The following is a 12,997-nucleotide window of genomic DNA, read 5'->3' as shown; positions in this document are numbered from 1 at the left end:
TGTCCGTGACGAATATCGTACTTTAGATTTAAGGCTTTTTGGCTTGCGATCTCGCGTACCCGACGAGATCCTTGGGGTAGACCATGTGATCGATTTTGCTGTCGTCAATGCCATACAGAAACGCTATAGCCCCAGCTTCCAAAGCCCAATAACCACAGTAACTGCCTTCGTCACCTTGTTTGTGCGAATCATGCCATGGAGCGTGTTTAAATGCCGGATACCAATTTTCGCAGTATTTTTTTAATAGATTTGAAGCTTCGTCTTTATCTTCTTCGTAGATGGCTAGGACGAGGGGGGTGTAGACGTCGTGGTACCAACGGTCAACATCGTATCGATCGGGTAGAAGCTTGCAAATAAGGTCTTCATACAGCGTGTCGTCGCCGGCGTATCCTGCAGGATCAATAAGTGCAACAAAGCGTTTTAGTAAATCGGTGCGATGGAGAAGTATGCATAAACTAAATACTTGAACGCACTCTTCGTACTGATCTAACCAGTCATCAATGGTTAACGGTGTTATGTTCGGAATGCCTTCATGGATAGCCAGTTTTTCTTGAAGTGTTTCGTAGCCGTCGACAAGACTTTCCACCAGTGGGATTAGAGTGTTTATTTTATTTCCGGCTGTGTAGCGGATAAGTATTTCTTTGAGTATCAATTTTTGGAAGTGACGAGCTCTCAGAGACTTTTCTTGGTTCTCTGAGTCTGCCTGAAAAGTATTTTCTTCGAAGAAAAAAATTGTCTTTTCCTTGTTTCTGAAAAAATTAGAATAGCGTGCATCGCTCAAGAACTTCTGCCGTGTACTCATATCGATTCTCTTCCTCAAACCCCCGGCGCCTTTATTCTTCAGTCGCCCAATACCAAATGGTTTCGCACCGTTTGTAATCACTAAAAATAGGCATTGTTTCACCCAGGAGGAAGTAACGTCTCGAGTTCGCTTGTGCGGGTGTATACCAATAACCAGTCATACTGCATGGTTGACCTGCATCTATACGAGCAATTTGATATTCATCAAGCGGTTGATGGTTTCTGGCGTATTCGACTAAATCTTTTGGATAAACCATATGATCGATTTTGCTGTCATCGATGCCATACAAAAAGGCGATAGCCGCGGCCTCGATTGCCCAGTATCCGACATAGTTTCCTTCTTCGCCCTGCAGATGAGTATCATACCAAGGAGCTTGTTTAAAGGCTGGGTACCATTGGGTGCAATATTCTTTTAGAAAATTTGTGGCTTCTTCTTTGGTTTTTGCATATATGGCTTGCACTAGGGGAGAATAAACATCGTGGTACCATTGGTCTACATCAGTTCTACCAGGTAATATTTTGCAGAGTAGATCTTCGTACAGTGTATCGTCGCTCGCATACCCAGCATTATCTATCAGATTAACAAAGCGCTTAAGCAGGTCTGTGCGATGTAATAGGATGCAAAGGCCTATAACTTGCACGCATTCCTCATACTCGTGTGGCCAATCGTCTATTGCGAGTGGTGAAGTTTCAGGAGTTTGTTCAGATGCGGCTAGTGCCGCCTGCCGGATTTCATATTTTTCAACTAGACATTCAAGCTGAGGAATCAGCAATGATATCTCTTCACCTGCTGTATACATGGCCATTAGCTTTCGAAGTGCTAAGCGCTGAGCAAATCTTGAGCGAAGTGTCGCTTCACCTTCGGGGGTGTCGGACTTGAATTTCGTTGCCTTTAAAAACTCAGTCGCGTTACCGTGCTCTCTCAAGAAATTCTCGTAATGGGCGTCACTGAAGAGTTTTTGTCTTTTTCGCATATTTTCATGCCTGAACTTGGCCGCAGCGGCCAAGTCTCCGCAGAGCAATAGTTAATTGTAAAATTTAAATGTGTTTTCTGCGTGATTCGTCCAACACCTAAAAGTTAGCGCTGCCGAACGATTTATTCTTCTCCCGACCAATACCAGAGTGTATCGCCCCAGTCGGAGTCATTGAAGCTAGGCATTAACTCGCCTTGTTTGAAAAATTTTCTCGAATTTGCTTTAGCGGGAGTGAACCAGTAACCATCTTTTGTGCATGGTTTATTTGACTCGATACGGGACGGGGGGGCGATGCTCTCATTTTGATCAAAACGCTCGTACCAAAGGTTGGTACTATGCTCCTCGAAGCAGTTTCCATAGGGAGAATAATGATGGAGTTGATCGGGTTCAGGATTTCGGAGTAATTTCAGAATGCGATTAACCGCGATGTACGAGTCGAGACCACCTTCACCTATCGGGCCTAACTCAGGATACTCGCCTGCTTGAATAATTACTCCGTTATCATAGTTGACAATATCGATGTTCCCACTTCCGCTTAATTTTTGTCGCAGAACGGACTCTCCGCCTAGGTTCTCGATGAATGAATTTCCAATAATCGACTGCCAGTTAACTCCCTTTATATGGTTGACCAGTTCCGATGCCAAACTATGAGGCATGGAGTCGACGTCCAATCCGCTATATTTTTGAGAGAGTTCAAATTCTATGGGCATATAGCTGTCGTAGTCGAACGGTAATATGCTCGATAAACCGCCATAGCCATGCTCTGCTTCGACCTGATTGCAAAGGTACGTTACCCATGCTTTGTAATTGCCGCGCCCTTCGTCTGTGGTAATGAACTCCCAGGGGAAGACCAACTTTATATACGAGCGTTCGCTATCCTCGTGTATTTCTCGAGAATTAAGCGTGGAAATTCCATAGCTTGCGGCCTCTTTGGTACTAGTGGCACTGGTCAGGTGCAGCTCGCAACGGTCATTACCAGATGATGTCTGGATTTTGGTGATGGCTTTTTCTAATGTTGTCGACGTTAGTGTTTTATAGCTGTCCTGAAGCAAACCCTTAAGATTGGCTCCGAATTCATCATGGAATCTTCGAAAGCATTCGATTATTTTCAACTTTTTTTCGGCTGTGTAACCGTCTTTAAAGTAAACCGTAGCGATCACGCCAAGTCTCACTACTGAGGTTCCGTCCGCCAACTCAAACGACAAATCTGGCGCATTTTCCACAAGCTTTTCTAGTTTATTCATTTTCTAATCTCAATGTGCTGCTACGGCCGGTCCGACAGCTAATCCGGTGAAGGCCGCAGCCGAGCTCGCTACGGCTCCAGTAACACTTGTAGTTACGCTTGCCACTGCAGTGCCGACTGCTGCTGCGCCAGCACTCAGAATTGCAGCTAATGTTCCCCAGGCTGCGATAGCCAAGCGCACTAATAGCAAGAAGCCTGACACCAACGCTGCGGGAATCCCCAAACTGACTAGTCCCGCACCGATCGCTACCACAACGACAACCGTTGCCGCAGCTATGCCTAAATCAATAAGCACTTGAACCCAGTTGATTTTTTTCAGCATCTCCAAGGTGACATCGGTGTAGCGCTGTACTTCCAACCAGATTGCTCTCAACTGATCATCCGTCCAGCTTAGAATCTGCCCGCCTTTTTCACTTAACCATTGCCAAGTATTCTGGCTTTCGTTCCGTACCCACTCACCTTTAGCGTCAAGCCATGTTATGGCTTCGTGCAAATGCTGCTGTACATCCTCAGATAGTTGGCGAATACCTTGTGCTCCTTGCTCCAACAAACTGTCGACAGCGCTTTGTACTTGTTGAGTCCAACTTTCGATGTGAGCAGGGCGGGCTGTAGGTTCTGGCCCGTAGGCAGGAACCGGAACCGGGGCAGGCCGTGGTGGGCGACCGGGATGCTTTGGTGGTAAGAGAGGAATCCATTTGGCAGGGTCAGTCGCTCGGGTTGGCCTCTGCTCCCTATTGTATTCCTGATCTCGTTCGCGATCCTCGTCGTCCCGGCAGTCACTTACTTCAAGTACCGCAAAACGGTTTTTTTTTCCCGCAATACGCTCGTAGTCTTGGCGTTGATCCTGAGATAAAAAGTCCTTGGGGAATTTGACCTCTACGACTCGTTCAAGATTGTCTTCGTGCTCCGCACCATCATGGTCGAGGCTTTTTGTACCCGGCCAGCGCGTCTTAGGATTTTGGACAATGATCACGTCAGGGCGGCGTAGCAATCCTGACGTTCTTCCACTTGGGAAAAAAGTCATGGTGTGGCGCCGATCGGGATCAGGTTTTTGGTCTCGGAACAAAGATGTACTCAGAAACGGAATAGGAGGCTTAGGTCTTTTGGGAGACATATCAAAACTGACTTCTGCCTTATAGTCCCAACGGAAGTCGTGGCGATATTCATCAGCTTTGATAAGTCCACTCATAACAAGCTGTTTTAGCTCAACATCAGTGACGCCGCCGTCCTTGAGAGGCTTGACGGTTAATCTGGGAAAACGAGCAGCGTACCTCGCTTTTTCCATCAGATAGCCCTGATTGTGAGGTGCGACCGTGCCAATCGTCACTTCGCCTTTAATACTGGTGGTTGTGCAACTCTTTGGAGCTTCGGGTGGTTGTATGACCGGCATTTAATTACCCTCCGTGGTGGCCCTATAGTCCAGCGTCATTTCCGTAGGAGCACTTTCACCTGCTCTGATTAAAGGCTGTTTAGGCTCTGGTTTACGCTCTGGAAGAAAAAGCTCGACTTCTGCTGGTTCTGCACTACGCGCCAAGAAAGTTTTTCCCTCGTGATCCGTAAAACCTGCGACTTTCGTTCCATCTGCAAGCTTTAATGTATAGGGGCTTCCTATAGCCGGCTCACCCGATTCCTCATCGAGGAGTTGGTATCTTGCTTTATGACTTCGCGGCGCCGATTCTAATAATTTTCCGAATTTGTCCTTGTCTGCCAACCCCGGAATCAACGGCACCAAAATCCCGATCCCTGTGCCCACGCCAGGCGCGCCGCCGGTATTGACCTTCACTTCTGCGCCGCTGATGGTCACGCCGCCGGCGTCGACCTTGACGAAACTGCCGCCAGCCTTGGCGGTGAGTTCCATGCCGGCGTCTACCACGACCTTGTCGCCGGCGTGGTAGTGGATTTCGCTGCCGGCTTCGACGAATTGAGCGGTGCCGATTTTTACGTGCTGGGTCACGCCGACGGTCAGGTGCTCGTCGGCGCGCATTTCGCTGATGCGGTCCAGATGGGTGATGCGGTGTTCTTCAACCTTGAATTCGCTCAGCGTATTGGCTTCAACGGTGTCGTGCCGTTCGTTGCCGACGCGGATCTTCTGGTCGTGCTCGATGTTTTCGTCCCAGTCGCGTTGGGCGTGGATGTAGATTTGCTCGACGCCTTTCTTGTCTTCGATGCGGAACTCGTTGTAGCCCTTGCCACCCGGTGAACTCAGGGTTTTGAAGGTGCTGCGGGTTTTGTTCGCCGGCAGGTCGTAGGGGACGACGTTTTCCTTGTGGTAAAGGCAACCGGTGACCAGTGGCTGGTCGGGATCGCCTTCGAGGAAGGTGACGAGGACTTCCATGCCGATGCGCGGGATGGCGATGCCGCCGTACGCGGCGCCGGCCCAGCCGCTGGCGACGCGCATCCAGCAGGTGGTTTTGTCGTTGGACTGGCCGTCGCGGTCCCAGTGGAATTGCACTTTGATGCGGCCGTATTGGTCGCAGTGGATTTCTTCACCTGCCGGGCCGGTGACGACGGCGGTCTGGCTGCCGAGGACTTTTGGTTTCGGGTGTTCAAGGGCAGGGCGGTAGTGCGCGTCCCACGGGGTGGCGAGGAAGCTGTTGCGGTAGCCCTGGTGGAAATCGCTTTTGTTGTCGGTGACGTCGCTGGTGACGTTTTCGCCGAGCACTTGCGGTTGTTTGCCTTCGTGGAAGACTTCCAGCAGCAGCCACAGTTCATTCCACTCGGCGCGCGGGTGTTCAGCGAGCGTGAGGAAATGGCCGCTGGTGAGGGTCGGTTCGTCACCTTTGCCTTCGGCGAGTTTGTAGTCGCTGCGATGGCGTTCCAGCGCGCGGGTGGAAAGGAACTTGCCGCGCTCGCGGGTGGTGAAGCGGCCGGGGTAGTCGTAGTCTTCGAGGTCCGGGGCAAAGGTGCTTTTCGCCGTGCCTTCGGGGAGGATCTGCGGTTTTTCGAAGTCGTAGTCGCGGCGGCTGACGCGCGTAGTGCGGGTTTCCAGACGCAGGTTGAAGCGTTTGATCACCGGTTTGTCGGCGGCCATGCCGGAGTCTTGCTGGTAGCTCACCGGTTTCAGCTTGCGGAACACGGTCTGGTCGTCGCCGAACACCAGTTTGTGGCCGCTGCTGCTGTGCTGGAAGTGGAAGTGAATGCCTTCTTCTTCGCACAGGCGCTGGATGAAATGCAGGTCGGATTCGTCGTACTGCACGCAGTACTCGCGTTCCGGGTATTCGGCGTTGAGCTGGAAGCTGTAGGCGTCGGCAAGAATGCCGCGATCCTCAAGCACCTGAGCGATGATCTTCGGCACGGTGAGTTGCTGGAAGATCTGCTGATCGTGGTTGTGCCGCAGGTAGGCCAGTTGTGGCACCAGGCTGAGGCTGTAACGGGTCAGGGTCTTGCCGGAATCGCCTTGCTCGATGCGATAGACCAGACCGTGGATCTTGCCTTCGCCGGTCGGGCCGAAAGTCAGGACGCCGGGCTTGTGCAACAGCTCTTCGAGTTTGAGGTCGGGGCGCGCGCTGACGAGTTCGAGGTCGAAACGGAACGGTTGGTTGAGGGCTTCGCGACCGGTGAAGCTGAGGACTTGCAGGTCGGCGTTGGCGCCTTCAAGCGTGAGGGTAATGTGGGTTGCGTTGGCGTCCAGCATGCCTTGAATTCCGTCCGTTGAATAAGCAGGTGACGGATGATGGAGGATTCAGCGGCCTCGTTCAAGGCACAAAAGCCGTAGGTCTGGCAGGTTTGCGGTATAGGGAAAACCCTTAGATGAGGTGTTTGGCCCAGTGAAACCGGGCATTTGCTGTGAATTGGCGTTGATTGCCGGCAACTTTTCCCACGACCCTGCGTTGAAGAATCGTCAGTCAGATTCAGACTAAAGTCGCCTGTAGCACGTCAAAGCCATCTGCCATCATTGCCGCTCACCCCTGCGTGTTCACTTTCTCCTGGTTCAATTCGACCCGGGACGGGAGCTATTTTTCTGGCTTGTTGCGCGCTTGCGCAAACGCTGCATTGTTGGAGTTTTTCATGCGCCCCCCATTTCCCCTCATTACCCCGCGCCAGTCGTTTGGCTTCGGAGCCGTTGTGCTGTGCGCAGGTTTTACCGCACAGGTTCAGGCCAGCGGATTTCTTGAAGACACCACGGCGAAAATCGAATCGCGCACGGTGTACTTCAACCGCGATTTCCGTGATGGGCACACCACGAACGATCAGGGCGCGTCCAAGCGTGAAGAGTCGGCACAGGGCTTTATTCTCAACCTGCAATCGGGCTACACCGAAGGTACCGTGGGTTTTGGTATTGATGCGCTGGGCATGCTCGGCTTTCAACTCGATTCCAGCCCGGACCGCAGCAACAGCGGCTTGTTGCCATCGAGCGGCAACGACCCGCGCGGCTCGAAAGGTCAGTACGCAAAAATGGGCCTGACCGCCAAGGTCAAAGTCTCTGACACGGTGCTGAAGTACGGCGCGTTGCTGCCGGATCTGCCGTTGCTGAAATACAACGACGGACGTTTGCTGCCGACCCTGTTCAACGGTGCCATGCTGACTTCTAAAGAGGTGAAGGATCTGACCTTCATGGCCGCGCGCCTGGACAAGTACACCGCGCGGGATTCCACCGATTCGCAAGACATCCGCGTGCACTGCAAGAACAAGCGCTACGCGTGCAACACCACCGCCGACCATTTCGAAATGTACGGCTTCGACTACAAGATCAACGATCGCCTGACCGCGCAGTATCACTACGCCGAACTGGAAGACATTTATCGTCAGCACTTTGTCGGGCTGTTGGGTAATCAACCGTTAGCTGGCGGTGTACTTAAAGCGGATCTGCGCGTGCTGAAAAGTACCGACAGCGGTGATGCCAAGGCCGGTTCCATCGATAACCGCGCGTTGAGCGGCATGCTGTCCTATGCGCACAGCGGCCACACGTTCAGCGCCGGTTGGCAGCGCATGAACGGCGACAACTCGATGCCGTACCTCGATGGCAGTAATCCGTATCTGGTCAACTACGTGCAGGTCAACGACTTCGCCGCCGCGCAGGAACGTTCCTGGCAGTTGCGTTATGACTATGACTTCAAGGCTATTGGCATAAACGGTTTGAGCTTCCTGACCCGCTATGTGAACGGTGATCACATCAAGGTGTTGGGCAGTGATCAGGAAGGCAAGGAGTGGGAACGCGACAGCGAGTTGAAGTATGTGATTCAGACGGGCACGTTCAAGGATGTGAGTCTGCGTTTGAGGAATGCGACTTACCGGACCAACTATGAGAAGTTTGCCCGGGATGTGGATGAGACGCGGTTGATTGTGAGTTACAACTTTTCTGTTCTGTAGAGCCAGAGGCGACGCTGCCTCTGGCCGATGATCAGGTCAGGGCAGTGTGCTTATAAAGGCTCTTATGTTAGGGCCCGCCTGAAACGATCCGACAGCCTCCAGCGCCGAGTTAGATATTGCTTCTCCCACGTATTCGTCACTCCCCGCAGTGGGTTGAATACTGTTCAGACCACCATTCGGGTTCCAGGAAAATACGGTATTGGGTATGGAGAGATTTTCAGAGGCGCAAGTCATGAGCGCTGTGTCAACGCTCAGGGCCAAGGCATCCACCCGGCAATTATTGAAGTTTTGCGGCGTAGGCAGAGGGTCTGCATCGGCCGTTGAGGTGCGCCAGAAAGCCGGAACTTCCTGATTTTGTGCCACCAGGACTTTAACGATGGCGGAACCGTTGTTATTCAAGAATGCGACTTCGACCGAATAGTTTTCGGTGGACACCAATGTTTTCGCCTCGGCATCAGGTCCTGACCAGTAGGTCGCAGCGGTAAAGTTGTTGGCGTAATGGCAAGTGCCAGCAGCTTGACTCTTGCTATTGATGCCGACCACGTCACAAAACGTCGCTGCTGGGGGGAGTTTCAGCGTTTTCATGACGTACTTTGTGCCATTGAACGTGGCGATTGTAGCTTTGGGGTTTCCCAGCAGATGTGGGCAATTGAGTGCTACGAGCGTGGAACTATCAGCATTGGAATCAGCAATAGCGGCGACCCGACAGTTGTCATTTCGGAGTGAGACCTGGATCGGTTCACCTCCTTTCTCAACGCGCCACACCACAGCGGTGTTACCCAAAAGGGTGATGCTTTGGCCCGCCACATTGCCAAAGAGTGTCGAGGCGCGCAGTTCTGCTCCGGTATCAAGCGGCAAGGGTTGCAGGCGCTTGGGCTCGTCTTTGGGGAAAGCTACGCGCCAGAACACTGGTACTTTGCCCAAAACCGGTCCTAGAAGTTGATCACAAGTTCCCGTCATGATGTTCTGTGACAGAAAACTACTGTCGCAAGAGCGATTGGCCTGCAAAGGTTTGAGGTTTATCAGCTCGGTCGGATTTGCATTTCTGAACCAGGCCTTTTTCACTCCGCCAACCACGCAATAGCCCAGAACGCGGGATGTTTCCAGCACGCCAGATGCTCGGCATTCTCCCGTGTCAGGACCAACAGGTTGCGGTTGGCTAGCCTGTACGTTGTTTACCAAGGTGAACATGGGTAGCAATGATGCGACGGCGATAAGTGGTTTCACGAACGCGCTCATAAGGTTTTCTTCCATGAGTATTGAAGGATCGCCAGCGCTCTCCTGTATCCAGTAGATAAACAAAAAACTCCCCTGCCTAGCTGTCAGAGTTGACAGCTAGGCAGGGGAGTTTTTTTTCGTATATGGAGACACCCATATCGCCGATGCCGACGCTGCTGAAGGCGATTTCCGTGTTTACAACCAATGCCAGAACCGGCTCCAGAACCCCCGATTCAAATCTTCCTTGCACCCGGCATATTGCCGCGCGTACACATCCGAACGGTTCTGCACTTTGCGCGCCGTTGGCATCAGCCAGGCTTTGCTCGCATAGGTCTTGTTGCGGAATCCGCCCCAGCCTTCGTGGTAGTTGAGGTATTGGTTATAGGCGTCGTACTTGTAGACGCCGTTGATCGAATAGGTCTTGTCCATGTACCAGCCGACAAAGTCGATGGCGTCGTCGAAGTCTTCGCGGTCGGCCCAGTTGCGGCCGGTGCTCTTCTGGTAGTCGGCCCAGACTTCATCTTTGGCTTGCGCATAACCCGAGGCGGTCGAGACGCGGCCCCACGGGATCACCCACAGCAGGTATTTACGCGGGGTCTTGGCGTCGTAGCGGTAGCCGGATTCCTGATACATGATCGCGAAGGGCACCTGAATCGGTACGCCCCAGCGTTTTTGCGTGACTTGCGCAGCGTCGTACCAGTCGCTTTTTTCGCGGAAGATTTCGCAGATGTCTTCCGGCGAGCGGGGCGGCGAGGTGCCGCACCCGCTCAGTAGCGTTGCGAGTGTCAGTAGTCCAAGCGTCTGCCTGTAATTCAAAAGCCGTTATCCCGTCGTGCGCAAAAAGGCCGACAGTCTACGCGCTCAGCTCAATTGATGACGATAGGGCAGATCCGGACCAGTCTTGCTGCAGGTCAGCGCGGCGGCTTGCACGGCGAACCTGAGCATGGCGTCGACCTGCTCGCGAGCGAGTTGCTGCACGCCTTCGACCGAATCCAGTCCTTGCTCGGTCAGCCAGGTGATCAGCGCAGCCTGGAAGGTGTCACCGGCGCCTACGGTGTCGGCGATCTTTACCGAGGCTGCCGGTACTGACCATGTGCCGTGTTGGCGGCTGAACACAGTGGCGCCGTCGCCGCCACGGGTGAGGAAGACGATCTGGCAGCGCTGTTCGAGCCAGCCCTCGATTACGCGTTGCGGGTCCTGTTCGGGGTAGAGCAGGCTCAGGTCTTCGTCGCTGACCTTGATCAGATCGGCCAGCGGCACCAGCGTCGCGATGCGTTCGCGCCACAGATCAATGTTCGGCTCGGGATTGAGGCGCACGTTCGGGTCGAGGGTAATCAGGCGTTTGCCGCTTTCGCGTTGCACCAAGGTCAGCAAGGTGTCGCCGATCGGCTGTACCACCAGCGAGAACGAGCCAATGTGCAAGCCGCGCACCTCAGGACCCAGCGCTGGCAGATGCGCCAGACTCAGCTGCCGGTCGGCGCAGCCTTCACCGCGAAAGCTGTAGTGCGGCGAGCCATTGGCACCGACGGCGACCATGGCCAGCGTGGTCGGTGCGGCGAAGTCCACCAGATAGTCCGGGCACACGCCTTCGTCCTGCAGCACTTGCTGCAAGCGGCGGCCGAGGTAGTCGGTGGACAGTCCGCCAAACAACGCCGAGTCCACGCCCAGACGGCGCAAACCGACGGCGACGTTGAACGGCGATCCGCCGGCAATCGCCTTGAAATTCACTTTTGAGGCCAGACCGCTGGCGTCGTCTTCACTGAAAAAATCAAACAGGGCTTCGCCACACACCAAATACATAATTGTTTGCTCTTTATAGGGTTGCGACATGCTGTTGATAGCGTTCATAGGCCTGCTGAAACGCCGCGACGTTGGCGGCAATCGGCAGGGTTTCACTGCTGGAATCGAGTTTCACGCAGCGCTGGCACAGGTCGGCGAGGGTGTCTTCGTGGCCGTTCGACCAGGATTTGCACCACGCTGCTTGAATCGCCGCGCCAAGGGCGGCAGCTTCGCTTTGTTCGGTGCAGATCACCGGGGTGTTCATGATGTCGGCGACGATCTGCCGCCACACCGCGCTTTTTGAACCGCCGCCGATCAGGCAAATGCTGCGGCTTTGTAAACCATTGTGGCGGAGCAAATCCAGCCCGTAGCGCAAACCGAAGGTGGTGCCTTCGACGGCGGCGCGGCACAGATTGGCCTGGGTTAGGTTGTCCAGCGTCAAGCCGTGCAGACTGCCGGTGGCATGGGGCAGGGCGGGGACGCGTTCGCCGTTGAGAAACGGCAGCATGCTCACGCCGTCAGCGCCGATGGGTGATTGCGCGACGAGGTGGTTGAATTGCTCCAGGTCCAGATTGAACAACTCGCGAATCGCGCCGGTGGCGTTGGTCAAGTTCATGGTGCAGATCAGCGGCAACCAACCGCCGCTGGACGAACAGAACGTCGCGACCGAAGCGTCCGGGCTGACTTTCGGCACCTCGGAATAGGCGTAGACCGTGCCGGACGAACCGAGGCTCATGGTGATCGCGCCGGGCTGAATATTGCCGGTGCCGATGGCGCCCATCATGTTGTCACCGCCGCCGCTGGAGACCAGCGCATTGGGGTTGATGCCGAGGTGTTCGGCGATGGTCGGCAGAATGGTGCCGACGCTTTGGTGCGCATCGATCAGCTCTGGTAGCGCGGCTTGCAGGCGACCGCTGGCGTCGATGTCGCGCAGCAGTTGCAAGTCCCATTGGCGGGTGCGCACGTTGAAATACCCGGTGCCGGAGGCGTCGCCGTATTCGCTGCAGGCGCGGCCGGTCAGCCAGAAGTTCAGGTAGTCGTGGGGCAGCAGAATGCGTGCGATGCGAGAAAAGACCACGGGGTGCTGCTCTTTGGTCCAGAGCAGCTTCGACACGGTGTAGCCCGGCGCGATAACCACGCCGAGGCGTTCCAGTGAGCCTTTTTCACCGCCCAGATGAGTCAGTAGACGGTCGTTTTCGGCGCTGGTTTCGGTGTCGCACCAGAGCTTGGCGGGGCGCAGGACTTCACCTTGATCATCGAGCAGGACCAGGCCGTGTTGCTGGCCGGAGACGCCGATGCCGAGGATCGACTGGCCGTCGACATTCGCCGCCAGTAATGCGCGGCGGGTGGCGAGGGTGAAGGCGTCCAGCCATTGCTGGGTGTCTTGTTCGCGGCGGCCGTTGGCGCCGCTGATCATCGTGTGTGCGGCGGCGCCTTGGCCGAGGACTTGACCGCTGGCGGCGTCGAGGATGATGGCTTTGGTGCCTTGGGTGCCGCAGTCGATGCCTAGGAACAGTTGTTGTGTTGTCATGTGTGGACCACTCGGGTGTGGTGAAGATCAAGAGCTTACCCCCTCACCCCAGCCCTCTCCCCCAAGGGGGCGAGGGGGGAAAGGGAGCCGATCGGGGGGCTGTTCAAAAGCTGAGTTCGACTCCGGTTTTCTCAACCGTGG

General features: G+C 54.5%; 9 protein-coding genes and 1 pseudogene. 1 reads left to right on the top strand and 9 read right to left on the bottom strand.

Translation table 11 applies throughout. The features are described from left to right. Positions 1–46: 46 nt before the first annotated feature. From H8F23_RS00300 to tssI, 5 genes and pseudogenes are all read right to left on the bottom strand, one after another. A pseudogene (locus H8F23_RS00300) lies at positions 47–802 on the bottom strand (PoNe immunity protein domain-containing protein); the annotation flags it as partial. A gap of 31 nt (positions 803–833) precedes the next feature. Next, positions 834–1,775 carry a PoNe immunity protein domain-containing protein gene (locus H8F23_RS00295; RefSeq protein WP_194933245.1) on the bottom strand — a complete coding sequence of 314 codons (942 nt, stop codon included), beginning with the start codon at positions 1,773–1,775 and terminating at the stop codon, positions 834–836. Positions 1,776–1,897: 122 nt separating this feature from the next. Beyond that, the gene (locus tag H8F23_RS00290) at positions 1,898–3,019 is read right to left on the bottom strand and encodes a type VI immunity family protein (RefSeq protein ID WP_194933004.1); all 1,122 of its coding nucleotides are present in this window, start codon (positions 3,017–3,019) and stop codon (positions 1,898–1,900) included. A gap of 9 nt (positions 3,020–3,028) precedes the next feature. Continuing rightward, positions 3,029–4,408 (bottom strand): VRR-NUC domain-containing protein, encoded by a 1,380-nt coding sequence (locus H8F23_RS00285; RefSeq protein WP_194933003.1) that lies wholly within the window; start codon positions 4,406–4,408, stop codon positions 3,029–3,031. Beyond that, positions 4,409–6,652, bottom strand: a complete 2,244-nt coding sequence (gene tssI / locus H8F23_RS00280; protein ID WP_228759049.1) for a type VI secretion system Vgr family protein — start codon at positions 6,650–6,652, stop codon at positions 4,409–4,411. It lies immediately after the preceding gene. Positions 6,653–7,026: 374 nt separating this feature from the next. Between tssI and H8F23_RS00275 the strand changes: the two genes are divergently transcribed. Next, positions 7,027–8,328, top strand: a complete 1,302-nt coding sequence (locus H8F23_RS00275) for an OprD family porin (RefSeq protein WP_194933002.1) — start codon at positions 7,027–7,029, stop codon at positions 8,326–8,328. 36 nt (positions 8,329–8,364) lie between these two features. Here the strand turns inward: H8F23_RS00275 and H8F23_RS00270 are convergent, their stop codons facing one another. The 4 genes from H8F23_RS00270 to xylB all read right to left on the bottom strand — a co-directional run bounded on the left by H8F23_RS00270 (position 8,365) and on the right by xylB (position 12,856). Beyond that, positions 8,365–9,567: a hypothetical protein gene (locus tag H8F23_RS00270; protein ID WP_194933001.1), complete on the bottom strand. Its 1,203-nt coding sequence runs from the start codon at positions 9,565–9,567 to the stop codon at positions 8,365–8,367. A 174-nt stretch (positions 9,568–9,741) separates the two neighbouring features. Further along, the gene (locus H8F23_RS00265) at positions 9,742–10,362 is read right to left on the bottom strand and encodes a transglycosylase SLT domain-containing protein (RefSeq protein ID WP_095120893.1); all 621 of its coding nucleotides are present in this window, start codon (positions 10,360–10,362) and stop codon (positions 9,742–9,744) included. A gap of 45 nt (positions 10,363–10,407) precedes the next feature. After that, positions 10,408–11,346, bottom strand: a complete 939-nt coding sequence (locus tag H8F23_RS00260) for a carbohydrate kinase family protein (RefSeq protein ID WP_194933000.1) — start codon at positions 11,344–11,346, stop codon at positions 10,408–10,410. A 13-nt stretch (positions 11,347–11,359) separates the two neighbouring features. Then, positions 11,360–12,856: a xylulokinase gene (gene xylB, locus H8F23_RS00255; RefSeq protein ID WP_194932999.1), complete on the bottom strand. Its 1,497-nt coding sequence runs from the start codon at positions 12,854–12,856 to the stop codon at positions 11,360–11,362. Positions 12,857–12,997 lie beyond the last annotated feature (141 nt).

Origin of the sequence: Pseudomonas neuropathica, from assembly GCF_015461835.1 — a bacterium.
Taxonomy (GTDB): domain Bacteria; phylum Pseudomonadota; class Gammaproteobacteria; order Pseudomonadales; family Pseudomonadaceae; genus Aquipseudomonas; species Aquipseudomonas neuropathica.
Note: the sequence above shows the minus strand (reverse complement) of the source record. Positions and strands in the feature narration are given on the sequence as shown.

Coding starts and splice junctions, on each gene's coding strand:
- H8F23_RS00295 (WP_194933245.1), bottom strand. CDS start 1,775: ATGCGAAAAAGACAAAAACTCTTCAGTGACGCCCATTACGAGAATTTC.
- H8F23_RS00290 (WP_194933004.1), bottom strand. CDS start 3,019: ATGAATAAACTAGAAAAGCTTGTGGAAAATGCGCCAGATTTGTCGTTT.
- H8F23_RS00285 (WP_194933003.1), bottom strand. CDS start 4,408: ATGCCGGTCATACAACCACCCGAAGCTCCAAAGAGTTGCACAACCACC.
- tssI (WP_228759049.1), bottom strand. CDS start 6,652: ATGCTGGACGCCAACGCAACCCACATTACCCTCACGCTTGAAGGCGCC.
- H8F23_RS00275 (WP_194933002.1), top strand. CDS start 7,027: ATGCGCCCCCCATTTCCCCTCATTACCCCGCGCCAGTCGTTTGGCTTC.
- H8F23_RS00270 (WP_194933001.1), bottom strand. CDS start 9,567: ATGAGCGCGTTCGTGAAACCACTTATCGCCGTCGCATCATTGCTACCC.
- H8F23_RS00260 (WP_194933000.1), bottom strand. CDS start 11,346: ATGTATTTGGTGTGTGGCGAAGCCCTGTTTGATTTTTTCAGTGAAGAC.
- xylB (WP_194932999.1), bottom strand. CDS start 12,856: ATGACAACACAACAACTGTTCCTAGGCATCGACTGCGGCACCCAAGGC.